Origin of the sequence: Streptoverticillium reticulum (assembly GCF_047456005.1) — a bacterium.
In the GTDB taxonomy this organism is placed as follows: domain Bacteria; phylum Actinomycetota; class Actinomycetes; order Streptomycetales; family Streptomycetaceae; genus Streptomyces; species Streptomyces reticulum.
This window is the reverse complement of the sequence record NZ_CP179755.1, coordinates 7897916-7922372: the sequence shown is the minus strand read 5'-3', so window position 1 is coordinate 7922372 and position 24457 is coordinate 7897916. Positions and strand designations below refer to the sequence as shown.

At 71.9% G+C, this 24457-nt stretch carries 21 protein-coding genes; 8 read left to right on the top strand and 13 right to left on the bottom strand.

Going from position 1 to position 24457, the window contains the following annotated elements; translation table 11 throughout:
- Window positions 1-55: 55 nt before the first annotated feature.
- On the bottom strand, window positions 56-1564 hold the full coding sequence (locus ACMATS_RS36020; protein ID WP_414170389.1) for a neocarzinostatin apoprotein domain-containing protein: 1509 nt from the start codon (window positions 1562-1564) through the stop codon (window positions 56-58).
- A 237-nt stretch (window positions 1565-1801) separates the two neighbouring features.
- Here ACMATS_RS36020 and ACMATS_RS36015 point away from each other — a divergent pair, with 237 nt between their 5' ends.
- The gene (locus ACMATS_RS36015) at window positions 1802-2380 is read left to right on the top strand and encodes a methyltransferase family protein (protein WP_414170388.1); all 579 of its coding nucleotides are present in this window, start codon (window positions 1802-1804) and stop codon (window positions 2378-2380) included.
- 34 nt (window positions 2381-2414) lie between these two features.
- Window positions 2415-3815, top strand: coding sequence for a cytochrome P450 (locus tag ACMATS_RS36010; RefSeq protein WP_414170387.1), 1401 nt, complete (start codon window positions 2415-2417; stop codon window positions 3813-3815).
- Here the strand turns inward: ACMATS_RS36010 and ACMATS_RS36005 are convergent.
- The 6 genes from ACMATS_RS36005 to ACMATS_RS35980 all read right to left on the bottom strand — a co-directional run bounded on the left by ACMATS_RS36005 (window position 3745) and on the right by ACMATS_RS35980 (window position 10333).
- The gene (locus ACMATS_RS36005) at window positions 3745-4827 is read right to left on the bottom strand and encodes a FecCD family ABC transporter permease (RefSeq protein WP_414170386.1); all 1083 of its coding nucleotides are present in this window, start codon (window positions 4825-4827) and stop codon (window positions 3745-3747) included. The two genes, ACMATS_RS36010 and ACMATS_RS36005, sit on opposite strands and share 71 nt — an antisense overlap.
- Window positions 4824-5837 (bottom strand): FecCD family ABC transporter permease, encoded by a 1014-nt coding sequence (locus ACMATS_RS36000; RefSeq protein ID WP_414170385.1) that lies wholly within the window; start codon window positions 5835-5837, stop codon window positions 4824-4826. The genes ACMATS_RS36005 and ACMATS_RS36000 overlap by 4 nt, the downstream gene beginning before the upstream one ends.
- Window positions 5834-6898, bottom strand: a complete 1065-nt coding sequence (locus ACMATS_RS35995) for an iron-siderophore ABC transporter substrate-binding protein (RefSeq protein ID WP_414170384.1) — start codon at window positions 6896-6898, stop codon at window positions 5834-5836. The genes ACMATS_RS36000 and ACMATS_RS35995 overlap by 4 nt, the downstream gene beginning before the upstream one ends.
- Before the next feature lie 89 nt (window positions 6899-6987).
- Window positions 6988-7665, bottom strand: a complete 678-nt coding sequence (locus ACMATS_RS35990) for a LuxR C-terminal-related transcriptional regulator (protein ID WP_414170383.1) — start codon at window positions 7663-7665, stop codon at window positions 6988-6990.
- 327 nt (window positions 7666-7992) lie between these two features.
- The gene (locus ACMATS_RS35985; protein ID WP_414170382.1) at window positions 7993-9714 is read right to left on the bottom strand and encodes an acyl-CoA dehydrogenase family protein; all 1722 of its coding nucleotides are present in this window, start codon (window positions 9712-9714) and stop codon (window positions 7993-7995) included.
- A gap of 55 nt (window positions 9715-9769) precedes the next feature.
- Window positions 9770-10333: a PadR family transcriptional regulator gene (locus tag ACMATS_RS35980; RefSeq protein ID WP_390779551.1), complete on the bottom strand. Its 564-nt coding sequence runs from the start codon at window positions 10331-10333 to the stop codon at window positions 9770-9772.
- Between the two features lie 322 nt (window positions 10334-10655).
- Between ACMATS_RS35980 and ACMATS_RS35975 the strand changes: the two genes are divergently transcribed.
- The gene (locus tag ACMATS_RS35975; RefSeq protein WP_414170381.1) at window positions 10656-11513 is read left to right on the top strand and encodes a geranyl diphosphate 2-C-methyltransferase; all 858 of its coding nucleotides are present in this window, start codon (window positions 10656-10658) and stop codon (window positions 11511-11513) included.
- A 211-nt stretch (window positions 11514-11724) separates the two neighbouring features.
- Window positions 11725-13035, top strand: a complete 1311-nt coding sequence (locus tag ACMATS_RS35970) for a cation:proton antiporter (RefSeq protein WP_391153386.1) — start codon at window positions 11725-11727, stop codon at window positions 13033-13035.
- 21 nt (window positions 13036-13056) lie between these two features.
- On the opposite strand, the gene ACMATS_RS35965 is transcribed toward ACMATS_RS35970, so the two are convergent.
- On the bottom strand, window positions 13057-13968 hold the full coding sequence (locus ACMATS_RS35965) for an MBL fold metallo-hydrolase (protein WP_414170380.1): 912 nt from the start codon (window positions 13966-13968) through the stop codon (window positions 13057-13059).
- 101 nt (window positions 13969-14069) lie between these two features.
- Here ACMATS_RS35965 and ACMATS_RS35960 point away from each other — a divergent pair, with 101 nt between their 5' ends.
- Both ACMATS_RS35960 and ACMATS_RS35955 read left to right on the top strand, forming a co-directional pair.
- The gene (locus ACMATS_RS35960) at window positions 14070-14636 is read left to right on the top strand and encodes a TetR/AcrR family transcriptional regulator (protein WP_414170379.1); all 567 of its coding nucleotides are present in this window, start codon (window positions 14070-14072) and stop codon (window positions 14634-14636) included.
- Window positions 14637-14659: 23 nt separating this feature from the next.
- Window positions 14660-15574, top strand: a complete 915-nt coding sequence (locus ACMATS_RS35955) for a DUF4232 domain-containing protein (protein ID WP_414170378.1) — start codon at window positions 14660-14662, stop codon at window positions 15572-15574.
- Here the strand turns inward: ACMATS_RS35955 and ACMATS_RS35950 are convergent.
- A complete protein-coding gene (locus ACMATS_RS35950; RefSeq protein WP_414170377.1) occupies window positions 15565-16458 on the bottom strand; it encodes a glycoside hydrolase family 19 protein in 894 nt (297 codons plus the stop codon). The genes ACMATS_RS35955 and ACMATS_RS35950 overlap by 10 nt on opposite strands.
- Window positions 16459-16684: 226 nt before the next feature.
- Here ACMATS_RS35950 and ACMATS_RS35945 point away from each other — a divergent pair, with 226 nt between their 5' ends.
- Window positions 16685-17089: a cysteine/serine endopeptidase inhibitor gene (locus ACMATS_RS35945; protein ID WP_390779558.1), complete on the top strand. Its 405-nt coding sequence runs from the start codon at window positions 16685-16687 to the stop codon at window positions 17087-17089.
- 79 nt (window positions 17090-17168) lie between these two features.
- On the opposite strand, the gene ACMATS_RS35940 is transcribed toward ACMATS_RS35945, so the two are convergent.
- Window positions 17169-18548: an MDR family MFS transporter gene (locus ACMATS_RS35940; RefSeq protein ID WP_414170376.1), complete on the bottom strand. Its 1380-nt coding sequence runs from the start codon at window positions 18546-18548 to the stop codon at window positions 17169-17171.
- Between the two features lie 9 nt (window positions 18549-18557).
- Window positions 18558-19544 (bottom strand): aromatic ring-hydroxylating oxygenase subunit alpha, encoded by a 987-nt coding sequence (locus ACMATS_RS35935; protein WP_414170375.1) that lies wholly within the window; start codon window positions 19542-19544, stop codon window positions 18558-18560.
- 129 nt (window positions 19545-19673) lie between these two features.
- On the opposite strand from ACMATS_RS35935, the gene ACMATS_RS35930 reads away from it, so the two are divergent.
- Window positions 19674-21206, top strand: coding sequence for a flavin-containing monooxygenase (locus tag ACMATS_RS35930; RefSeq protein WP_414170374.1), 1533 nt, complete (start codon window positions 19674-19676; stop codon window positions 21204-21206).
- On the opposite strand, the gene ACMATS_RS35925 is transcribed toward ACMATS_RS35930, so the two are convergent.
- Window positions 21178-22482 carry a hypothetical protein gene (locus ACMATS_RS35925; protein ID WP_414170373.1) on the bottom strand — a complete coding sequence of 435 codons (1305 nt, stop codon included), beginning with the start codon at window positions 22480-22482 and terminating at the stop codon, window positions 21178-21180. The two genes, ACMATS_RS35930 and ACMATS_RS35925, sit on opposite strands and share 29 nt — an antisense overlap.
- Window positions 22466-24451, bottom strand: coding sequence for a hypothetical protein (locus ACMATS_RS35920; RefSeq protein ID WP_414170372.1), 1986 nt, complete (start codon window positions 24449-24451; stop codon window positions 22466-22468). Before ACMATS_RS35920 ends, ACMATS_RS35925 begins: the two co-directional genes overlap by 17 nt.
- Between the last annotated feature and the right edge of the window lie 6 nt (window positions 24452-24457).

The window sequence follows — 24457 nt, the reverse complement described above, 5'->3', positions numbered from 1 at the left end:
CGTGACCGGCGAAATCCCTTCGACCACGGCCGGGCGGCGGCGGAGCAGCCGTCGTTCAGCTGACGTCCGCCGGTTCGAAGCTCAGCGGGTGGCGGACGGATTCCGGTCCGTGGGCCCGAGTGCCGAAGACCACCAGCTCGCAGGCGTCTTCGGTACGGCAGTCGACGGTGCGGTTGTCGATGCTGGTGAACGTCGCCGACAGGGTGACCGTCTCGTCGATCCGGCCCTCGTCGGTCGTCGCCGGCGGCCTGCTGCGCGGGCGGCAGCCCAGGGTGTCGGCGGAACCGGCGGCGCACTCCATGACCAGCGCGTGGAACTGGGGTTCATAGCCGCCGCCCGTCGCATGCACCGACCGGCCGTCCACCAGGCCGTCGTCCGGGTCGGCATCCAAGGTGGGCGGTGCCTCCAGGCGGCCGTTCGGGCGGTAGCGCAGCGGGACGGTGGTGAGCAGGGCCCCGGAGTTGTCGGTGAGGGCCAGGGAGCACGGGGTGTCGGCCGGCGCCGTCCGGCAGTCGATGTCCCCTGCCTTGGTGGTCAGTTGGGCGTACGTTTTCTTCGGCGTGGCCCTGTACGTGCCGTCCGGGTACACACGGTACTGGCGGCCGGTGGCGTCGTCACAGGTGGTCACGGATGCCGAGGGGCCGCACTGCTTGACCCAGACGCGGTCCTTGGGCGGGCCACCGGCGATCGTGAAGGTGAGGATGTCGCCGTCCAGGAGGGCAGTGGTGCGGTTCACCTGCAGCTGCGGGCCGGTGGCGCCAACGGCCCTCGGGGACTTCGCCGTTCCCGGGGAGGCCGGCTGCCACGGGCCCCAGTCGCCGCCCGGTGCCGACTGCCGGGTCTCCCACGTGCGGTCCCTGTTCCACTCACGTGCCGTCAAGTGGATCCTGCCGTCGGGGAGTTGCTCCACGGTGGTCGGCTGACCCAGGCCCACGTTCGGGTCCGGGACCTTGCCCATGTCCTGGACCGGGCCCCAGCCGGCGTCCGCGTTCTGCTGGTGCCGCAGCTGCATCGCGACACCGGTCCGCGCCCCCGAGGCGAAGGCGTCGATGCTGCCGTCCCGCTCCTTGAACAGCACGGCTCCGCCGTGGTACGGCGCCGGTGAGAGGCCGAAGGCATCCGGTGTGCTCCAGCCGCCCTCGCTGTCGTCCTCCACCGCGTGACAGAACGCGCCGTAGGTGGCGAACAGCAGCTCCAGGTTGCCCGCCGAGTTCTCGACCGCCGTGACGGCGTAGCTCTTGGGACCCACGGTCGCGGCGCTCACCCGCTGCCAGGGCCCGTACGCGCCACCGGGCTCGTCCTGTTCGCGGTGCCAGACGAAGGGCAGGTGCCCGGTCGCCGTGGTGTCGTAGAAGAGCTGGAACTGGGCGATCCGGCCGTCCGCGCGGTCCACGGACACCAGGCTGCCGGCGACGGGGGTGCTCGCCAGGCCCTGCGCACCGGTGTCCGCACCGCACGCGGCTGCGACGGACCCGACCCCGGCGGGTGCGGCCGATGCCGTCGCAGGGACCGCCGCGGCTCCGGTACAGGCGAGCGCCAGCGTGACCGCGCCGCGCACCACCACCCCAACCCGCCCCGCGCGCAACCCTCTTCGCCGTATTCGCCGTATTCGCCGTATTCGCATCCGCTCCCCACCTTTCCGATGGGCCACATCCGGCCGTGAAGCATCCTCATCGCGCACCATGGCCGCTACCAGGCCGCATTTTCGGCCAGCGGCGGCCCGGTCCCGACCTGCCGGTGCCCCGCCGCGTCCGCCCGGTGCGATGCTTGAATCACGGACCGAGGGCCGGAGGCGAGAACGATGCACCACCCCGTGATCATGGCCCTGATCGCCACGGCCTGGGCGTGGGCGGCGGCCGAGTTCCTGCTGCAGACGCGGCAGCGGTGGCGCAGCGAGCGCACCGAGCGGACGGAGTGGCGCAGCTTCCTGGTCATCGTGGTGCTCTTCGCCGGCGGAGTCGCGCTGGCCCGGCTCGCCCGTCACGCGGTCCCGGCCGTGTCCTATTCCGTGCACGGCCCGGTCCTGCAGGGTGCGGTCCTGGCCGTCGCCTGGGCGGGCATCGCGCTGCGACTGTGGTCGATCCTGACGCTGGGACGGTTCTTCCGGGGGACGGTGCACATCCAGCACGGGCACAAGGTGGTGACCTCCGGGCCCTACCGATGGGTGCGGCACCCTTCGTACAGCGGCCTGCTGCTGGCCGCGCTCGCGTTCGCCGTCCTGTTCGGCAACGGACTGTCGTGGCTGCTGTTCGCCGCGTGCATCCTGGCTGCCGTGCTCTACCGCATCCGCGTGGAGGAGCGGATGCTGCTCGACGCACTGGGCGAGGAGTACCGCGTGTATGCGGCCCGCACACGCAGGCTCGTCCCCGGAGTGTGGTGAACCTGCGGTGATGCCGTGGTGAGGAGGAACGGTCGTGAACATCCCTGGTCCCGAGCCCTGTGCGGACGGCGGAGCCGGGGCCGTCGCGGCGGCGGGCGGACTGCACACGTATCAGTTACGGCTGCACGCCGAGTACGGGCCCGTCGTGCGGTTCCGGCTCCCGGGCGCGGAGACGGCCGTCTCGGTCGCCGATCCCGTGCTGCTGGAGGCCACGGCGCACCTCGACAAGCGGCCGGAGCAGCTTTTCTCCTTCCTGGACCCGTTGTTCGAGGCGGGGAACATCCAGGTGCTGCCGGTCGACGAACACACCCCGCTGCGGCGCCTGCTGCTGTCGGTGCCGGCCGGACGTCCTTCCCACGAGCGGCACTTCGGGCGGTTCGCCGCGCTGGCGACGGAGCTCGCGGACCGCTGGGCCGGGCGGGCGGCGGGAGGTGAGCCCGTCGAGCTGCAGAAGGACCTCACCGCACTGTCGCTGCGGATAATCTGCGCGTACGCGCTGGGGGGCGAGGCCGCGGACCCGGACGCCGCCGTCGCCGCGTTCGAGGAGGTGCTGACCGAACACCTGGGACGGCTCTACCAGGTGCCGGTCCCGGGTCCGCAGCAGGCGGAACGCGCCGAGCGGGCCGCGAAGGCCCTCGCCCACCTGCGCGCCATGGTCGACCGGGTGGTGGCGGCACACCGCTCCGACGGCCGCGCGGACCGGAGCGATCTGATCGGGGCGCTCGTCGAGGCCGGCGAACGGCCGGCGCGGATCCGCGACACCGTGATGATGGCGATGCTGGCCGCCCATCACACGACCGGGGTCGCCGTCTCGTGGACCCTGCACCTGCTGGCCCGGCACGCGGAGGAGACCGGACGCATCGGTGACGAGCTGGACCACGTGCTCGGCGACCGCGCCGCGCCCGCCTACGCGGACCTGCGCCGCCTCACCCGGCTCGACATGGCCCTCAAGGAGTCGATGCGGCTCTTCCCGCCCGGCCCGTACGGGGCGCGGGAGACGACCGAGGCCCTCGTCGTGGGCGACTACGAGATCCCGGCCGGGGCCACCGTCTTCTACCCCTTCTGGGCCGTCCACATGAACCCTCGATACTGGCCCGAGCCCGGGGAGTTCGTGCCCGGGCGGTTCACGCCGGAAGCGGTGGCCGGGCGGCCGCGGCTGGCCTACGTCCCCTTCGGCCTCGGACCGCGCAGCTGCGAGGGCGCCGGCCTGGCCATGGCCGGGGCGGAGCTGGTCCTGGCCGTCCTCCTCAAGCGCTTCCGCTTCCGGCCGGTCCCCGGGCACGAAGTGACCCCGGTCGAACGGTTCGTGCTCTGGGCGGCCGAGGACATCCGCATGATCGTGAGCCCGCGGGACCCGGGACCCGTCACACCCGGCGGGGCCGCCCCGACCGCCCCAGCAGCCACAGCAGATAGGGACCGCCGACCAGCGCCGTGAGCGCTCCCACCGGGATCTCCAGCGGAGTGAGCAGCGTACGGGCCGCAAGGTCGGCGGCGACCACGACGACCGCTCCCGTCAACGCGGAGCAGAGCAGAGGCAGTTGGGGGGTGCGGGCGGCGCGCCTGGCCAGTTGGGGGCTGGTGAGGGCGACGAAGCCGAGCGGGCCGGCCGCGCCTGTGGCGCTCGCCGCGAGGACGACGCCGAGGACGGTCAGGCCCAGCTGGGCCCGCCGGACCCGGACGCCGAGCGCGGCCGCGGTGTCCGGGTCCAGGGCGAGCGGCCGCAGCACGCGGCCCGCCCACAGCAGTCCGGGCAGGCACAGCAGCAGGACGCATCCGAGCGGGCCGGCCTGGGCCCAGCCGCGCCCGTTGAGGCTTCCGGTGAGCCACAGCTTGACCTGCTCGGCGGCGTCCAGTTCGGAGTCGGTGAGGTAGAGGTGGACGACGGCGGAGAGCGCCACGCCGATGCCCACGCCGGCGAGCACGAACCGGCTCGGCTGCATCCCGCGCCGCCAGGCCAGGGCGTAGACCAGGCCTGCGGCGGCCAGGCCGCCCGCCACGGACACGGCGGGCAGGGCGCCGGGCGAGGCCACGGTCCCGGTGGCCAGGGCCAGTACGGTCGCGGCCGCCGCGCCGTGTCCGACGCCGATGACGTCGGGGCTGGCGAGCGGATTGCGCGTCACGCTCTGCACGAGCGCCCCGGCGGTCCCGAGCGCGGCGCCGACGAGCGCTCCGAGCACGATGCGCGGCACCCGCAGTTCGCCGACGACGAGCGTGTACGGGCCGGTGCCGCCGCGGACGACGTGCCAGACGTCGTACGGCGTCACCACGGTCTGCCCCAGGCAGGCCGAGGCGAGCATGACGGCCGCGAGCACGGCCAGCAGCACGCCCGCCACGGCTGCCGAACGGCGGTGCACGAGAAGGGAGATGGGAGGTCGGCCGCCGGGCAGGCGCAGGACGGACAGTCCGGCCGAGCGGGGGTAGGACCTCGCCGTGGTCGTGGTGGTCACGTCGGCATCCCCTTGCGGCGTACGAGAACGATCAGCACGGGCGCTCCGACCAGCGCCGTCATCACCCCGGCCGGGACCTCCCCCGGGGCCCGCACCACCCGGCCGGCCACGTCCGCCGTGAGCAGCAGTGCCGCGCCGAGCAGGGCGGAGAGCGGGAGCAGCCGGCGGTGGGTGCCGCCGACGAGGCGGCGGGCCAGGTGCGGGACGGCGAGGCCCACGAAGGCGATCGGGCCCGCGGCGGCGACCGCGGCGGCGGTGAGCACGGTCGCGCCCAGTGCCGCGCAGGCCCGGACGAGCCGGACGCGGTGGCCGAGGGCGCGGGCGGTGTCGTCGCCGAGGGCCAGCGCGTCGAGGCTGCGTGCGCAGGCCAGCACCAGCAGGGCGCCCCCGACGAGGAACGGCAGCATGCGGACGACGGTCTGCGCGTCGCGCCCGCTCAGCGAGCCCACCTGCCAGAACCGGAACTGGTCGAGGGCCGCCGAACTCGACGTCAGCACCACGGTGGTGGCCCCGGTCGTCATCGCCGCGCAGGCCGTCCCGGCCAGCGCCAGCTTGACGGGGGTGGCCCCGCCGCAGCCGCGGGAGGCGATCGCGTACACGACGCATGCGGCGGCGCAGGCACCGGCGAAGGCGTACCAGACGTAGCCGCCGAAGCCGTTGGCCAGGCCCAGGGCGATGGCCAGCACCACTCCGGCCGCCGCGCCCTGGCTGAGCCCGAGGATGCCCGGGTCGGCGAGCGGGTTGCGGCTGACGGCCTGCAGCGCGGCCCCGGCGATCCCGAGCGCGGCCCCGGCCGCGAGCCCGGTCTCCGTGCGCGGCAGCCGCAGCGAGCGCACCACCAGCGCGTCGGGGTCCGTGGAACTCCCGCCGGACAGCAGGGCGTCGAGGACGGACGGCAGCGGGACAGGCCGGGTGCCGACGGCGAGGCTGAGGGCGGCGGCCGCGGCGACGAGGACGAGGGCGGCGGCGGTCCAGCCGGCGGCGCGGGGCGTCGCGGTCCGTGCGGTCACGTGCCGAGCTTCCCGGCGAGTTCGCCGACGACCAGGCGCGCGGCGGCGGGACCGGCGTTGAGGTACCAGGGGTCGTCGTCGACGCGGACGGCGTGCCCGGCCTTGACGGCCTTCAGCGACTGCCACAGCGGCCCGGCGAGCACGCTCCCGGCCTCGGTCTTCGCCTCCTTCCCCTGTACCGAGTAGAAGATCCAGTCCCCGTCGGCGACGTCGATGCTCTCGGCGCCGATGTCCTGCGAAATCGCCGTGAACCGCTGTGACTTGGGGCGTCCGAGTCCCATGTCGGCGGCGATGGAGCCGGTGAAGGAGGACACGCCGAACATGCGCGTGCGGTCGGGCGTGAAGCGCACCATGGAGACCGTCGTCCCCGCGCCGCCGAGCTTCCTGCCGCGCATCGCGGCGTCCTCGGTGATGTCCGCCAGGAGCTTCTGCGCCTGTTCGCCCTTGCCGACGGCCGCGCCGACCAGGAGCAGGTCACGCTTCCAGTTGATGCCCTGGCCCTTGGTCACGACGGTGGGCGCGATCTTCGACAGCTTCGGGTAGAGGTCGCCGAGCGTGTCGTTGACCAGGATCAGGTCCGGCTTGACGGCGGCCAGGGACTCCAGGTTGGGGGCGGTCCGCGTCCCGGCGTCGGCCATCCCGGCGAGCTCCTCCCCGTACTGCGGGAAGGCGTCCCGGAGGTAGCCGGGGACGAGTCCGGCGTTCTGGGCGCGGGTGGAGGCGGCGGGGACGACACCCAGGGAGAGCAGGTCGTCCAGTTGTCCCGTGCTGAGCACGGCGATGCGCGTGGGCGCGGCGTCGAGCCGGGTCGTGCCCCGGTAGTGGCTGACGGTGCGCGGGAACTGTCCGTCCTTCGCGGCGTCCGAGCCCATCCCGTCGGCCAGGGCGCTCGGGGCGGCGGACGGCCCTTCCGAGGCGCCGGCCACGTGGTTCCTCGCGCCGGCGGCGGGGCGCTCGCTCGTCGGTGCACCACCACTCGTCCCCGAACCGGACGAACAGCCGGCCAGCAGACCGCCGACGACGGACACGGCCAGTACGGCCCTCAACCCCAACGTGCGCACAACAGCTCCGATCGCTTACAAAGGTAAGCCTCACCTTAGTGGATCGGTTTGCGGGGGTATACACACGGGCCTCCGTCACTTCACGAACGTCACTTCACGAAGTCCTCCACGACCTCGGGCGGCCAGATGCCGACCTTGAGCACGCCCATGGAGTAGGCGCGGGAGACCAGCGCGGCACGGTTGGGCACCTTCAACTTCCGCATCAGGCAGGTCACGTGGTACTCGACACCCTGTCGGCTCAGATAGAGGCGCGAGGCCAGGGGGATGGTGGAGACGCCGGCGGCTATCCCTTCGAGGATGCGGGCGTCCATCTCGGAAAGGATCTTCTTCCGGTTGGTGACCACGCGCGGCTCCTCCGCCTCGCGGGACGTGGGCATCATGACCAGGATCGCGGTCGTGCCGGGCAGGCCGCCGCGCACGGCGACCGCGGTGAGGGGGACGGTGAAGGCCGATTCCTCACCGGGCCCGACGGCGATGACGGGGCTGACGAAACGCTGGTGCTTTCCTTCCAACAGATGCGAGAACTGCCGCATAAGCGGCTGCCGGACACTCGGGTGCACCACATCGCGGAAACTGCGGCCGCACAGTTCCTCGGACGAGCCGTTGAACTGCCGGAAGAATTCCTGATTCGCCTGCTGAATGGTCAGACCCGAATCGAGACTCGCCATGCACAGGCCCGCCTGATCGAAAGAGTTGTCGCGAGCCACGGGGCGCGCCGGATCAAGGGCAATGAGCGCTGCATTCGACAAGAGGGAGTTCCCCTTCATGAATCTACTGTGGAGGGTGAAACTGTTTGGAAGGCTAGTTAACTACCGCTCGGGCGGTCAACGACCGCCCCCTCGTGGGCACTTAAGACTGCGGCTCCGCATCAATGGTTCGGTTTACAGCAGGTAGCGGTCCCGACGGGGTTCGGTACGGTCGAAGTCAGGCCAGAACCAGCGGTTTTGCGCCACCCGCGGCGCGCCCCCGCGCCCTTTGACTCACCCTCCGCGCACGCGCGGATGCACAGCAGATGCACAAAGGTCCGCGACCGCTCGTCGCGGTCGCGGACCCTGCGTCCTCGATGATGCCGGCAGCTGATGCCGGCAGCGCGCTTACGGCGCCATCTCGTACGCGCCCGACAGCGCCTCGACGCGCTCCCACACGCGTGCCGAGCGGGCGGCGTCGACGGCCGGGCGGCGGACCGCGCCGAGGGCCCAGGCCTGCTGCTCCTGGGTGGCGGAGTCCTTGCCGTGCAGCTCGACGGCGTAGGAGGAGAAGTCGCGGACGAGGACGGCGAACAGCTCGTCGAGGACGTCCTCGACGGTCCCGGTCAGGGCGGCCTGCTCCAGGATCAGCTGGCCGTGCACGACCAGGGCGAAGAGCTGGCCGACGGCCAGGAGCAGGTCGAGGTCGCGGCTCTGCTGCTCGTCGGGCGCGGCCGTGGTGACGAACGTGCACAGGGCGTCGGCCTGTTCGCGGAGGCGGGCGACGTTCGGCAGGTGGGCGTAGGCGTCGTAGGCGGCGCGCCAGTCGTGGAAGCGCACCGAACCCAGGCCGCGGGCCGGTCCCTGCCGGAAGAGGAAGGCGTCGTCCGCCGCGTCGAGCCGCGTCGGCACGGCCGGGTACTCGACGGGGGCCAGCAGGTGGTTGCCCATGAACTTCAGGATGAGCGCGAGGTTGACGTGGACCGTGCCCTCCAGCTTCGGCAGGCCGCGGATCTCACCGGCGGCCTGGGCGAAGTAGGTGTCCTTCTCGAAGCCCTTGGCCGCGATGACGTCCCACATGAGGTCGATGACCTTCTCGCCCTCGGTGGTCACCTTCATCTTCGTCATGGGGTTGAAGAGCAGGTAACGGCGGTCGTCGGGACCGGCGGTGCGGAAGTAGTCGACGGCGCGATCGCTGAACAGCTTCATGCCGACGAGGCGGACGTACGCTTCGGTCAGCTCGCGGCGCACGTGCGGGAAGGCGGTGACGGGGCGGCCGTAGAGGATGCGGTTGTGCGCGTGGGTGACGGCCTCGTACATCGCGTGCTCGCAGATGCCGACGGAGGCGGTGCACAGGTTGAACTTGCCGACGTTGACGGTGTTCAGCGCGGCGTCGAACGCGGCGCGCCCGGTGTGCAGGACGTCGCCGGGGGCGACGGGATAGTCGGCCAGACGGAATTCGCTGACGTACTTCGAGGAGTCGACCACGTTCTTCACCAGGTGGTACGCCTCGTGACGGCTGTCGGCGGCGAAGAAGACGTAGCCGTCGGGGCCCTCGACGTCGGTGCGACGGCCGAAGACGGAGACGAGGCCGGCGGCGTTGCCGTTGCCGATGTAGTACTTGGACCCGGTGGCCGTGAAGCCGCCCTTCCCGTCGGGTTCGAGCAGCATGTCGGTGGAGTAGATGTCGGCGCCGTGGGTCTTCTCCGACAGGCCGAAGGCGAACACCTCGCCCTGGTCGAGCAGTTCGGCGGCACGGGCGCGGGCGGCGGCGTTGTCGCTCTGCCAGACCGGGCCGAGGCCGAGGATGGTGACCTGCCACGCGTACCAGTAGTCGAGGCCGTAGAAGCCGAATATCTCGTTGAGGGCGGCGATGCGGGCGGTGTCCCAGCGCTTGTCCGCGTGGCCGGGCGCGGCTGCGGCGGGGGTGAGGAACGTCGCGAACAGGCCTTCCTCGGCGGAGAAGGCGAGGAAGTCCGCCAACCAGGCACGGGAGCGGTAGTCCTCGATCAGCTTGCGCTTGCCGCGGGTCTCGAACCAGTCGACGGTGGCGCGCAGCAGCCTGCGGGTCTCGGGGTCGAAGTGCGCCGGGTCGTAGGTGCGCGGGTTGAAGAGAAGCGGGTCGGCCATGGTGGTCCGCCTTTGCGGCTCGGTGTCGGAGTCGGGAGGTGTGTACGGCGCGGTGTCAGCGAGCGGGGCGCTCGCCGATCCGGTGGAGGGTGACGAGCACGTCGTCGAGCCAGGCGAGCGTCATCCGCTCGTACGCGATGCCGCCGCGGAGCACGACGTGCTGCAGTTCCTGCATGGTGTCCGGCTCGGCGGGGGCATCGGGTCCGGTGAAGTCGCGCACTTCTCCGGCGAGGTAGTGCGTCAACCGCTCGGAGTGCACCTCCCGGTACCGCTCGACCTCGTGCAGGAGGGCGGACAGGTCGCCGAAGGCCGCCCCGCGGATCTTCACGGCGAGGTCGTGCCGGACGCTCTCGGGCTCGATCGGCTCGTGCAGCCACGCGGAGAGGGCGGCCCGCCCGGCGGAGGCGACCGCATAGTGCTTCTTGTCCGGTCTGCCCTGCTGCGCCACCTCGCGGGCCTCGACCCAGCCGTCACCCTCCATCCGCTTCAGGACGCGGTAGATCTGCTGGTGGGTGGCGGTCCAGAAGTAGCCGATCGACCGGTCGAACCGCCGGGCCAGCTCGTAGCCGGAACCCGGCTTTTCCAGCAGGGAGACGAGGATCGCGTGCTCGAGCGCCATACCGCGGATCCTCTATGCAACTCGTTTCATAGGCAAGAGGCTGCCGCCACGGTGAGACGCGGCTCACGCACACAGGGCGAGCGCCTTCCGGCGCTTCCGGCGTACCTGCACCGCGGATCGCGGCGATAAACACACACCCCTACGTACGGATGAACGTGCGCCGTTCTTGCTGTGCCGGCACCCCCGGGTCCGCAAGGCTGCTGCCCGGCCTGAGCGTTCACGACGACCGCAGGCGTAGCGAAGGGGTGGCACGCCACCAGCTCCCGGTACCACGGCACACCGACCAGTGAATCCCTGATCCTGATCAGAAAGAGGACACACGTTGACCGTCCAGGACACCTACGCCCCGGTTCTCGCCAGTGCCTACCAGCGGTCCGTGGCCGAGTACTGGAACCGCGAGAAGAACCCCGTCAACCTCCGCCTCGGCGAGGTGGACGGCATCTACCACCACCACTACGGGATCGGCGACGCCGACTGGTCCGTGCTGGAGGGGCCGGAGGAGACGCGGGACGAGCGGGTCACCGCCGAGCTGCACCGCCTGGAGTGCGCCCAGGCGGACCTGTTGCTGAACCACCTGGGGAACGTCTCCTCCGACGACCGCCTGCTCGACTCCGGCTCGGGCCGCGGCGGCGGCAGCCTCGTCGCCAACAAGAGGTTCGGCTGCCACGTCGACGGCGTGTCCATCTCCGAGACCCAGGTGGCCTTCGCCAACGAGCAGGCGGAGAAGCGCGGTGTTGCGGACAAAGTGCGCTTCCACCTGAAGAACATGCTGGACACCGGCTTCGAGTCGGGGCGCTTCCGGGCGATCTGGAACAACGAGAGCACCATGTACGTGGACCTCTCCCAGCTGTTCCCGGAGTACTCCCGCATGCTGCGGCACGGCGGCCGGTACGTGACCATCACCGGCTGCTACAACGACACCTACGGGCTGCCGTCCCGGGCCGTGAGCGAGATCAACGCCCACTACATCTGTGACATCCACCCGCGCAGCAGCTACTTCAAGGAGATGGCGCGCAACCGCCTCGTCCCGGCCGCCGTGGTGGACCTCACCGAGGCCACCATCCCGTACTGGGAGCTGCGCGCCCAGTCGCCGCTGGCCACGGGCATCGAGAAGGCCTTCCTCAGCGCGTACAAGGACGGCAGCTTCCAGTACCTGCTCATCGCCGCCGACCGGGTCTGACCCGGCCGGCGCCCGGGCCCCCTCGGCCGGTCACGGCCGAGGGGCTTCCGTCTCCCCTGCCGGCCCTGCCGGTCGGCGCGGGAGCAGGAGCCATCCCCCTTTATCCCTCAATCAGGTGGAACACCGGACATACCGAACACGGCAGAGTAAATGCCCCCTACAGTCTTCCTGGCTCGCGCTTCTCCCCCGACCCCCAGGAAGGCACAGGGCCGTGAAGGGTTCCTCACTGGACGCGGTGGTCCTGGCCGACATCGCCCTCGTCCTGCTCGTCGGAGTCGCACTCACTCCCGTACGGGCCCGGCTGCGGCAACCGGCCGTCGTCGCCGAGATCGCAGCCGGGATCCTGCTCGGGCCGAGCGTGCTCGGTCTCCTGCCGGGCGATCTGCCCCACGCGCTCTTCCCGGAGGAGGTCCGCTCGCACCTGTCGGTGGTCGCGCACGTGGGCATCGCCCTGTTCATGTTCGCCGCCGGCTGGCAACTCGACTTCCAGGCCCTGCGCGGACGGGGCCGCTCCGTCCTCGCCATCACCGGCGCGTCCCTGGCCGTGCCGTTCGCCCTCGCGACGGCGCTGGCCTACGTCCTCCTCGCAGTGCGACCGGAGCTCACCGGCTCGTCCGGCTCCCCGCTGCTCTTCGCACTGTTCCTGGGGATCGTGCTGTCGATGAGCGCCCTGTCCGTACTGATCCGCATCGTGGGCGAGAACCGCCTCCAGGCCACTCCGGTCGGAGCCATCGCCACCGCAAGCGGAGCGATCACCGAAGTCCTCGCCTGGTGCGCCCTGATCGCCCTGATCACCGTCGCGCAGGGGCTGGGCACCGACAGCCTGGCCCTGACCCTGTCCCGGCTCACCTCCTACGCACTGGTCATGCTGCTCGCCGTGCGCCCCGCCCTCCACTCCTTCCTGGCCCGCCAACGGCTGCACGGCGGACGGTCCCTGATGCCGATCCTGGTCGTCAGCAGCGGCGTCTTCCTCTCCTCGTGGTGCACCGCGTGGGCGGGCATCCACGCCGTCATCGGCGCCTTCGTCTTCGGCCTGGTCATGCCCCGCGACCTCGACCCCGACCTGCGCCACGCCGTCGAGAACCCGCTGCACCACACCGGCGCCCTGCTCGTCCCCGTCTTCTTCGCCCTCACCGGACTGACCGTCGACGTCACCCGGCTCGGCCGGCACGGAGTGCTCGCCCTCGCCGCGTTCCTGGTCGTGGCCTGGGGCGGCAAGTTCGCCGGAGCCGCCCTCACCTCCCGTGCCCTGCACCACTCCTGGCGGGACGCGGCGACCCTGGGCGTCCTCGTCAACACCAAAGGCCTGAGCGAGATCATCATGCTCACCCTCGGCCGCGACGCGGGCTTCATCGACGACCGGCTCTTCACCGTACTGCTGCTGACCGCGCTGACGGCCACGGTTCTGGTGAACCCCCTGGTACGGCACCTGACCGGGGAACCCGGCCGGCCGGGCCCCGCCGGCCCCGTCCCCGCCCAGCAGCGCCCGGCCCTGGAGATGAGCGAGGAACAGGGCAGTTGAGCCCAACAGCGGACAGTACCGTCACGACGCGGGGACGAGCCGGTAGCCGCCGCCGTCGGTGACGACGAGCCCACCGGTCGGGGGCGGGAAGTGGGTGCCCAGCAGCAGCGTGCCGGTCCCGGCGAGTGCGGCGAGGAGGTCGCGGCGGGTGCGGACGGCGAGGTCGGGGTCGATGTCCACGCAGCTGGTGACATCCGGATCGGCCAGCTGCACGGGGTGGTGGATGCAGTCACCGGTGATCACGGCCGAGTGCCCGGCGCTGCGGAGTTCCACGGCCACCTGGCCCGGCGTGTGTCCGGGCGTGGGGAGCAGCCGGATGCCGGGCGCGACCTCGACGGGCCCGTCGTGCACGTCGACCAGGTCGAGGAGCCCGGCGTCGCGGACGGGATGGACGGAGTCGCGGAACATCTGCAGGCGGCCCTCCTCCATCTCCCCGGCCCGTGCGGCCCAGTGGTCCCATTCGGTGCGGGAGGTGAGGTAGCGGGCGTTGGGGAAGGTGGGGGTCCACGCGCCGTCGCCCGTGGCGACGGTGTTCCAGCCGACGTGGTCGGTGTGCAGGTGGGTCAGGACGACCAGGTCGACGCTCTCGGGCGGGAAGCCGGCGTCGGCGAGCCGGCGGAGGTAGTCGGTGTCGAGGTGGTGCCAGGCGGGGTTGGCACGGGTCTTGCCGTTGCCGATGCCGGTGTCGACGAGGACGCGCAGGCCGTCCGCCTCGAAGGCGAAGGTGTGGCTGGCCAGTTGGAGGGTGCCGTCGGGGGTGGCGAAGTCGGGCCGGAGCCAGGGCCGTTCGGCCACGGCCTCCGGGGTGGCGGCGGGCAGCAGCCAGGCACCGGTCTGCGGCGGGAGGGCGATTTCGTCGACGCGGTGCACGACGAGACCACCCACGGTCCAGGTGCGGCCGGTGGACTGCTGGAGCGAGGCGGGCCGGTCCATCGAGGTTCCTTCCAACGAAGCCAAAAGCAAACTCTTTGCGTTAGGAGACCGTAACCCGTACAGACCCTCTAACGCAACGACTTCGCGTTAGAGTGAAGGACATGAACCCCAGACCAGCGGTCCGCCCCGGGGGACGCAGTGCCCGGGTCCAGGAGTCGGTGCACCGCGCCGTGCGCGAGCTGCAGGCCGAACAGGCCGCTCTCACCGTGCCGTTGGTCGCCGCCAGGGCAGGGGTGACCCCGTCGACCGTCTACCGGCGCTGGGGCGATCTGCAGGAACTGCTCTCGGACGTCGCCGTCGAGCGGCTGCGCCCCGACTCTCCCCCGGCCGACCACGGGAGCCTGCGCGCCGACCTGGAGCACTGGGCGGCCGCCTTCCTGGAGGAGATGTCCTCCCCGGCGGGCCGCTCCTACGTCCGGGACGCCCTCGCCGGCGACCCGGACGGGCCCAACGCCGGGCAGTGCTCCGCGTACGCGCGCGAGCAGGTCGAGGCGCTCCTCGCCCGGGCCACGGATCGCGGCGAGCACGTGCCGGAGACCGAGACCGTGATGGACCACGTCGTGGCTCCGATGATGTACCGGGTCCTCTTCCGCCCGGGACCGCTCGACGCGGGCTACGCCCGCGACCTGGTCGCCACCGTCTTCTCCCGGCTCATGCCCTTGCCGTGATCCGGGCGTGATGGGATGTTCGGATGCATACCGCCGCCCGCACTCTTCCCGTCATCGCCATAGCCGCGTCCGCCGTGCTCCTGACGGCGTGCGGATCGCAGAGCACCGGCCCGTCGGGCCGCGGCGCGGAGCACCCCGAGGCGCCGCGCGCCGCGGACGCTCCCGGTGACCCCGCCGGCCCGGAGCAGGACGGCGTGAGAATCACCGGCGCGGGCAAACGCCCCCACGGTGAACCGTCCGTCGCCTCGGCCGAGTTCACGGTCACCAACCGCGAGGCCGTACCGTTCACCTACACCGTCACGTTCACGGTCACGTCCGCCTCCGGGGCTGCACTGGAGACCTCGCAGCAGACGGTGCCGTCAGTGCCCGCCGGCCGGACCGTGCAGCGCACCGTCCGCGTGGACGTCGCACAGGGCGGTACGCACGACGGGAAGCAGGTGCGGATCAGCAAGGTCAGGCGCGTCCCCGCGGACGAGGCGCCGTCCGCCACGGGCCCCTGCCCTCCGTCCGGGATCCGCATCACGGCCGACGACGGTGACGCCGCCATGGGACTCCGCGTCGTAGGACTTCACCTGACGAACTGCGGAACCGGCACCTATCACCTCGACGGCTCGCCGCTCGTCGAGCTCCTGGACGAGGGGCGGAAGCCGGTCTCCGGCATCGACATCCTGCACGATGCCAAGGGCATCACCTCGGGGACCGGCTTCGAGAATCCGCCCGGGCCGGTGGACCTGGCTCCGGGCGGATCCGCGTCCGCCGGTCTGGTGTGGCGCAACACCACCGGCGCGGGTACGGCCGTGAACGTTCCGTACGTCAGGATCAAGGCCGGGCCCGATGCACGGCCCGTGACCGTGACTCCGGAACTCGACCTCGGCACCACGGGAAAGCTCGCCGTCAGCCCGTGGAAGGCCGTCGACCGAGCGGCCGTTCAGCAGTAGAGACTGCCGCCCGGCGCCACGCCGAGAAGCTGGGTGAAGCGCTGGTAGTTCGCCACCCGGTTCTGGACCTGGCCGGGATTGCCGCCGTTGCACTCCACGGCACCGTTGATGCTGCGGATCGTCTCCCCGAATCCCCGGCCGTTCACCATCGCCTCGTGCGGCGTCATGCTGCCGGGACCCCGCTGGGTGTTCCAGTACCACAGCGCGGTCTTCCAGGAGACGGCCGCGTCGGTCTGCACGAGAGAGGGGTTGTGGAGCAGGTCGATGCCGAGGGCGTCGCCCGCCGCCTTGTAGTTGAAGTTCCAGCTGAGCTGCATCGGCCCGCGACCGTAGTACGCGGACTGGCCGGCCGGGCAGCCGTAGGGCTGGTTCCGGTCGCAGTAGTGGGGGTAGTTGGCGGTGTTCTGCTCCACGATGTAGACCAGCCCGCCGGTCTCATGGCCGACATTGGCGAGGAAGGCGGCGGCCTCCTGCCGCCTGGTCTCCGCGCTGCCGGTGTTGGCGAAGCCCGGGTAGGCGCCCAGGGCGGCGACCAGACCGCTGTAGCTGTAGAAGGAGTTCCGGCTCGGGAACATCTGCCGGAACTGGTCCTCGCTCACCGGGAAACCGCCCGGCTGCGGTGTTCCGCCTCCCTGGCAGGTGTAGGGGTCCCAGTACCAGGTGCTGATGACCGGGTCGTAGCCGGGATTGTCGTGCTCGGCCACGTAGTACCGGCCGTCGCTGTACCGGACGACGGTTCCTGCGGGATACCAGGTGCCCGCGGCCCAATTGGCTGCACTGTCACAGGGCCCGGCGGCGCTCGCCGTGGCGGAAGGACCGACGAAAACCGTCCCGATCAGGGCCAGTACGGCCGCCAGCAGAGTGGCTGTGCGGATTCTTTTCACGGCGACTCCAAGGGGGGGTTGAGTGCCTGTTGCCTTCGCGCAGTGAATAGCGCCGAGTGATTGCTGTCAACGACTTGGATCATGTCCGGCCTAACTCGGTTCACATATCAACGAGTTCAGGACAACTGTCGCCTCAGGGGGTTGCGGGGCCAATGCGACACATGGCACTCATGTGCGAGTAAGACTCCCCCCTGAACAAGGAGACACCGTGCGTGAATTGAGACGCGTGAGATACGCAACCACCGCCCTGGTCGCCGCCGTCACCGGCATAGCCCTCGGCACGGGAACGGCATCCGCCGACGTTCCGATCGGCCGGCAGATGAACGGCAAGATGACCTACTACACCGACAAGGGTTACGGCGCCTGCGGAACGCCCATCGACGCGACCTCGCAGGACCTGGTCGCGATTCCGGCCTCGTGGTGGACGTCCCCGAACCCCAACAACGACCCGCTCTGCAAGGGCGTTTCGGTGGAGGTCGGCTACAACGGCAAGACCATCAGGGTGCCGGTCCGGGACAAGTGTCCCTCGTGCGACCCGACCCACATAGACCTCAGCCGGACGGCGTTCCAGAAGCTGGCGCCGCTCGACCGGGGCGTGGTCAACGGAATCACCTGGAAGTTCGTCCGCTGACCGACGCCCGTCCGGATCGGTCGGGGCCGGTCCGGACGCGGCAACAGCTGCACTTCACCGGGGCCGTCCCCCCTGTCGGTCACCGCCTGTCCGCCGTTCCGTCCCGCAACGGCTCCTCCCGCATCACGAGGGCCAGAACGAGTGCCAGCATCATGAAGGGCACGGCCCACAGGAAGACGGCCCGGAACGCCTGGGCGCTCTCGGCGGGGGACGGCCGACGGGAGTGCAGGCCCGCGGCGAGGACCGCGCCGAAGAGGGCGGCGCCGAAGGCTCCGCCCAGTGTTCTGAAGAAGTTCAGCACGCCGGTGGCGACGCCGATGTGCTCGTGGTCCAGCGCGTTCTGGCCGGCGAGCAGGCAGACCTGGACGAAGAAGCCGATGCCGACGCCCGCAACGGTCAGCGGGACGATCAGGGCCGACGCGCTCGTACTCTGGCCGGCCCGGCCGAGGAACGCCATCGAGGCGCCGACGAGGACGGCGCCGACGACGGGATAGAGCTTGTACCGGCCGGTCCTGGTGATGAGGGGACCGGACAGCACGGCGGCCGCCACCAGGCCGAGCAGCAGGGGCACGATGAACAGGCCCGCGGCGAAGGCCGACTTGTGCTGGACGGTCTGCAGGAACATCGGCACGTACAGCATGCCCGCGAACAGGGCCAGTGACGCGAGCAGGAACTGCGCTGCGGCCAGAGTGAAGGTGGCCGAGCGGAACAGGTGCAGCGGCGTCATCGGCTCGGCCGCCTTGTGCTCGACGACGAGGTAGAGGGCCAGCGCGGCGACGCCGACCGCGGCCAGGCCGACGATGACGGGCGAGGCCCAGGGGTACTCGTGTCCGCCCCAGGTGGTGACGAGGACCACCGACGTGGTGAACACGGTGGCGGTCAGGGCTCCGAGCACGTCGACCCGGCCGCGGGCCGCCGGCCGGGGCAGGTGGAGCTTCGCGGCGATCGCGACCAGGGCGAGCACGCCGACGGGCAGGTTGACGTAGAAGATCCACCGCCAGGACAGGCCGTCGGCGAAGGCACCGCCGAGCAGGGGCCCGGCGATGAGGGCGAGCGCGGCGACCATGCCCAAAGCGGCCTGGAGCCTGGCACGTTGCCGCGGCGACGCCAGGTCGCCGGTGATCGCCATGACCAGCGAGGTGATGCCTCCGCCTCCGATGCCCTGCAGGGCCCGGGAGGAGGCCAGCAGGGGCAGCGTCCCGGCGATGCCGCTGAGCAGCGAGCCCGCAAGGAAGACCGCCACGGAGAACTGGAGAACCCTCTTGCGGCCGTGGAGGTCGCCGAGTTTGCCGAGGACCAGGGTGGCGACGGCGCTGGTGAGCAGATAGGAGGTCGCGATCCAGGAGATGCCCGCGCCGGCGTGCAGGTCCCGGCCGATGTCCGGCAGGGCGGTGGCCACGATCGTCTGGTCCAGGTTCGCGATGAACAGGGCCAGCATCAGGGGGACCGTCAGCATCATCGCGATTCCTCAGCCGGGCGGGTAGAACTGCCGGGCCCAGTGGCGGTACAGGCCGATGCCCTCGTCGCCCGCGGCGAGCCGCGGACGCGGTTCGTAGCGCTTGGCGTTCCAGATCCGCACGTCGTCCTGCACCTTGCGGACCGCGGTCCACAGCATGCTGCGGGCGATGGCACGGTGGACGGGACGCTTCACAAGTGCCGTTCCGATGGGCCGTGTCTGCCGGTCGTCCGTGCAGGCGGATGCGATGAGCAGACGGGTGCGCCGGGGCCCGATCGGGACGTGCATGACCCAGACGTAGATGACAGATCCGAGAAGGGGCAGAGGGAGTTCGATGCGCAGCCAGCCCATCCCCGCCAGCAGGAACGTGTGGTCCCACTGGATCTTTCTCAGCAGGGCAGGACCATTAGGCCCCAGGCGCAAGTGCGTGCGCAGGTAGGGGCCTTCGGCCTTCGGCGGGTCGGCCTTCCACACGGTCACGTGGTGCACGACCGGCACGTGCCGGAGGTCGGTCGTGTTCTCGGTGAGCTCCTGCACATGGGCGTGGACGTCGGTGGCCCAGCTCGCCGTGGGGACGGCGCCGGGCGGCGAGGTGTCGGGCACGTCCCAGTCGGGCAGTGATCCGTCGTGCCCGCGCCAGACGAAGAGGAAGCCGTTCTGCTCGCGGACGGTGTGGTGCTCCAGCCGGGCGCGCGGCGGCGGGCCGTCCGGAGTGGCGACGCAGGCGCCGTCGGGCGCGAAGGCGAAGCGGTGGAAGGGGCACACCAGGTTCCGGCCCTCGACGGTGCCGCCGGCGCCGAAGTGGGCGCCGAGGTGCGGGCAGTAGGGCCGCACCGCGTGCGGCTGCCCGTCGCGGGTGCGGTAGAGCACGACGTCCTCGCCGGCGAACCGCCTGGTCAGGACGGCGCCGGGGGCGAGCTCGTGGGAGAGCGCCAGACCGAACCAGCCGCTCGGGTAGGGGAGTTCCGGCCCGCGTTCACCGGAGGCCCGGTTCGTCATGACGAGGAGCCAACCACACGAAAGAGCCTCGACTATCGCTTATCCGGAAAAGTCACTCGTATGAGGCATGTTCTGGTCGTATCCCCTCACTGCACACATCCCTGACGCTAGACTCCAGCGTCCTGAGGGATGGGGGCGCCGGTGGACGGGGAGCGCACCGACAGCAGTCACCACGAGGTGGGCGTCGTCGTCATCGGGGCCGGCCTGTCCGGCGTGGCCGCCGTGATCGCGCTGCGCCGGGCCGGGTTCGACGACGTCGTGGTGCTGGAGAAGTCCGGCCGCCTCGGCGGGACATGGCGCGACAACACCTACCCCGGGTGCGGCTGCGACGTGCCGTCCGTGCTGTACGAGTACTCCTTCGCACCCCACCCCTGGACCCGGTGCTACGCCGGCCGGCCGGAGATCCTCCGGTACCTGGAGACCACCGCGGCAACGCACAGCGTGGACAAGGCGATCCGCTACGACACCGAGGTCCTGGCCGCCCGCTGGGAGCCGGGCACCCACCGCTGGAGCCTGCGGACCACCACGGGCACCTGCACCGCCCGCGTGGTCGTCGTCGCCACCGGCCCCTGGCACCGGCCCCGTTACCCCGACATCCCCGGCCTCGACGGCTTCCCCGGCGCCGTCTTCCACTCCGCCCGCTGGGACCACGACGCGGACCTGACCGGCCGCCGCATCGCCGTGGTGGGCACCGGGGCCTCCACCGTCCAGTTCCTGCCCGAGATCCAGCCCCTGGCCTCCCGCATCGACGTCTTCCAGAGCACACCGCAGTGGGTGCTCCCGCGACCGGACTACCCGCTCCCCCAGGGCCTGCACCGCTTCCTCGGGCGGCACCCGGCGGCCCGGCGCGCGCTCCGCGGACTCCACCACTGGACCCAGGAGGCCATCGGCGTCCCCCTGCGCCACCCCCGCCTCCTCCGTCCGCTGGAGACCGCGGCCCGTCTGCACCTGCGCACCTCGGTACGGGACCGCGCCCTGCGCCGGGCCCTCACCCCCCGCTACCGGCTCGGCGGGCGCCGCCTGATCGCCTCCGACGCCTACTACCCCGCCCTCACCCGGCCCAACGTCCGCCTCCACCCCACCCGGGTGACCGCGGTGGAGGGCTCCCACGTCATCGGCGCCGACGGCAGCCGCACCCCCGCCGACGTCATCGTCCTCGCCACCGGCTACCACATCGGCGAACTCGCCCTCGCCCACGGCCTGTACGGCACGCACGGCACTCCCCTGGCCGACGCCTGGGCCGGCAGCCGCCGCGCCTACCTGGGCACCAGCGTCAGCGGATATCCCAACCTCTTCCTCCTCGTCGGCCCGAACCTGCTCACCGGCACCACCGCCGTCCCCACCGTCCTCGAGGCCCAACTCCGCTACGTCACCGCCGCGCTCACCCACCTGCGCGCGAGCGGATACACAGCGCTGGACGTCAAGCCGGAGGTCGAGGCAGCGCACCACCAGGCCCTGCACCGGGCGCTGCGCACCACCGTCTACAACACCACCGGTGGCTCCAGTTACTACTTCGGGCTCCCGGGCGTGAACACCTTCTGCTGGCCCTGGTCCACCCGCCGGCTCCTCCGGCGCCTGCGCGCCTTCATGCCCGAGGCCTACGTGTGGTCACGGTCCCCGTCCGAGGCGCGCCTCAGTGACGGCGGTTCCGGCTGCGGGTGAAGTCGCCGTTCAGGATCCGCTCCGTCATGCCGAGCGCGCCGCCCGGTGCGACGAGTGAGCCGTACCCGGTCGCGGCCCACACGCTCGCGTCCGCGGGGAGCTCGAAGTACGGGACCCGGCGGCCGTCGGGTGTGCAGTCGGTGAGGACTTCCGGGGCGCGGCGGGCGCGTACCGCCTGGGCGCAGTTCCGGCAGGCGGCCACGTCCAGCTGGTCACGCCGTCCCAACGGCCGCCAGGTGATGCGGCGTTCGGCGCGTCCGTGCACGGGGTGGAAGAAGCACAGGGGCAGGGCAATCGGGTTGCCCCGCAGTGCGTCGCGGCCCAGGGCGGTCAGTGCGAGCACGCCTGCCAGGTCCGGCAGTCCGCGGGCGCCGTCGAGCACGGTGCCTGCTGCCGCGTAGGCGTCCAGTGCCTGCGGGAGCCCCGGGGCCGTGTCGGCGTCCCGTGCCTGGACGGCCTCGCCCAGTGCAAGGACTTCCTGCTCCGCGCGGTGACGCAGCGCGTCCTCGTCCGCCGCCCGATGGGCGGCGAAGACCGCCTGCGGGAAGGTGAACGGCGAGGCCTGGCGGCGGCGCGCCCGGCGGCGTACCAGCCACAGGGCGCAGAGCGCCGGGACGGCGATCGCCGCGGTGATCGGCAGCCATGCTCCGCCGCCGGATGCGGCCTTGTCCTTGGCGGCCGGCTTCCCCGATGCACCCGTCGAGCCGCCCGTGCCCTTGTCCAGGCCGGCCGTCGCATCGTGGTAGACCTTCGTGCCGTCGCCCTGGGCGATGAGGTCGACGGCCTTGTCGAGGCGGTCGGCGAGGCCTGCGTCCTTCATCGGGGCCAGGAAGCCCACTGCCGCCACTGCGTCCCGCGCCTGGTGCCGGTCGTCCGGCCACTCGTGGCCGGAGAGCGCATCGGCCCAGCGGTCCAGCGTGATGAGGACGATCTCCTGCGAACCGAGCCGGTCGTGGAGGACGTCGGCGAGCACCTGGGGGTCGCCGTCGAAGGCGTCACCCTTGGCCAGGGGCACCAGGGCCACCTCGATGGGCAGTCGGGTCCGGCGGATGTGCTCGACGAGGTCCTTCTGCCGTGCGGCCGGGACGGCACCGGTGTACGCGGCGTCCACATACACGGGTGAGTCGCGCAGCGCGTCCGCGATCTTCTCCCCGGGACCGGGACCCGGGCCGGTTCCGGGGCCGGCCGGGGCCGCGACTGCGGGCGGCACCATGAGGAGGACCGACGCGAGGGCGGCCACGAGCGCGGCGAGCGGGCGCCTACGACGACTGGACACTGACGTATTCCCTTGTCTTGCCGATGAGTTGAGGCAGGCCCCGGCGTACGGCCGGAAGCGGTCCGGGAGCCTTTTCGTACGGCACGCCGCCGCCCTTGCCCGGCAGGCGCAGGCGCAGGGGGCCGATGCGGTGCGGTGCGCTCCGGAGGAGCGTGCGGCAGCTTCCGCACACCCATGCGCGGCGCGTGCCGTCCTTCTCTTCGGTGACGCCGGGTCCGTGCAGCGGGTTCACGGTGCAGCAGTGGCCGATGCGCTCTCCGCGGAGGGCCGCGCGGCCCGCTCGTGCGAGCACGACGGCGGCGGCCAGGTCGGCGGGGGTGACCGCGGCGCCGATCCGGCCGTCCGGGGCGCGGTCGGTCAGCAGCATGGCGGCGTCCAGGCAGTCCCAGACCTGCTTCCGCACCCCGTCGTCCGGCTCTCCGGCGCCGAACTCGGTAGCGAGCGCTTTCAGTTCTGCTGCCGCCGTGCGCCGGAGCCAGGTGGCGGACGGTGCTGCGGGGCTCTGCGCAGCGGCGGTGCGGCGGATGCGCAGGACGAAGCGTGCGACGCGCAGGCCGCCGGCCGTCAGCCCGAGGAGCAGTCCGGCCGTGAGCGCGCCCACCAGCAGCCCCGGCCAGAAGTCGCCGGAGTACAGGGGCGGCAGCGCGTGGTCCTCCAGCGGTGCCGGGGCGGCGTCGGGCCGGCTGCTGTGCTGTGCGGCCGCGCGCGGGGTGCCGTCGAGGAAGGTCATCAGCCCGTCGAGCCGCTGCCCGAGCCCGTGGTCCTCGGAGGCGTGGTCGTAGTCCTCGTGGCTCAGGGTTCCGGGGAGTTCGAAGGCGAGCCGGCGGTCGTCCAGCGGCAGGCCGTAGTTGACGAGGTCGATGCGGCCCGACAGCGGATCGGCGACGACGTAGACGCCGTCCTTGCGGAGGCGCTGGTGCAGTGCGGTGGTGAAGGCGGTGACGTCGCCTGCCGATTCGTCCTCGGAGCGGAGCGGCACGACGGCCATGTAGACGGGTCCGGGGGTGAAGTCCCCGATACGCCGGTGGAGTTCCTGCCGGCGCGGGCCGTCCAGCAGCTGGGGGCTCTCCGGGTCCGTGTAGAGCGGGTCGTGCTGCAGGCCGGTGACGACCCGGTCCAGGCGGGCGGTCAGGTCGGCGTGCGTGGGGGCAAGTGCCGCGCTGTCGGTGGTCTGGTGGAACAGTTGCGGGGCGCCGACGGCGACGACCGCGGCGAGGGCGGCCGCGACGGCCGGTTCGACCAGCCGCACCCTGCGGCCGTCCGACCGTTGTCCACGTCGTCGGCGCCGCACGTACGCACCGGTCAACAGCACCGACAACGGCGCCCCGAGCAGTACGACGCCCGTGAGGAACGACTGCCCCGCCCGGTCCTCCTTGGAGAGGTAGAGCGCCTTGACGTCCTTGCCTCCCCCGCCGTGACGCCGGCGCATGTCGTCGGCGAGCCGGGCGGCCCGGTCGCTGCCCTGGCCGACGACGTCGACGAACGTCCGGAAGGAGCGCAACGGGCCCGCGTCGTAAGGAAGGGAGTAGAGCGCGACGGTCTGGGCGTCCGCGGCCGGGGCGCGTACCCCGAAGGCCCGCGCGTCGGCGACCCCCATCGCGTCGACCAGGACGTACAGCCCGTCCCTCCCGAGCCGGTCGTGCACGGCGCCGAGCAGCGTCCTGGCACCGTTTCCGGGCAGGACGAGGACGTACGTCGGGACTCCGGTGCGTGCGGCGAGCGCCGCGAAGTCCGGTGCCGTGGAGCGCGGGACCGTGCGCGGCATCTGGTCCGTCACGTACACGGGATCGGCCCGCAACCGGTCGGCGAGCAGGGCGGCCTGCGAGGCAGGGGCCGGCGCAGCCGCCCCGTCCGCGGCGACGGCGGGATGGGCGGCGAGCACCGTGAACAGCGTGCAGAGCAGCGCCGTCCAGAGGCGCACGACGGTGCGCCGCCTTCGGTGATGCGGCCACTCGGTGGCGACGCGCATGGCCGA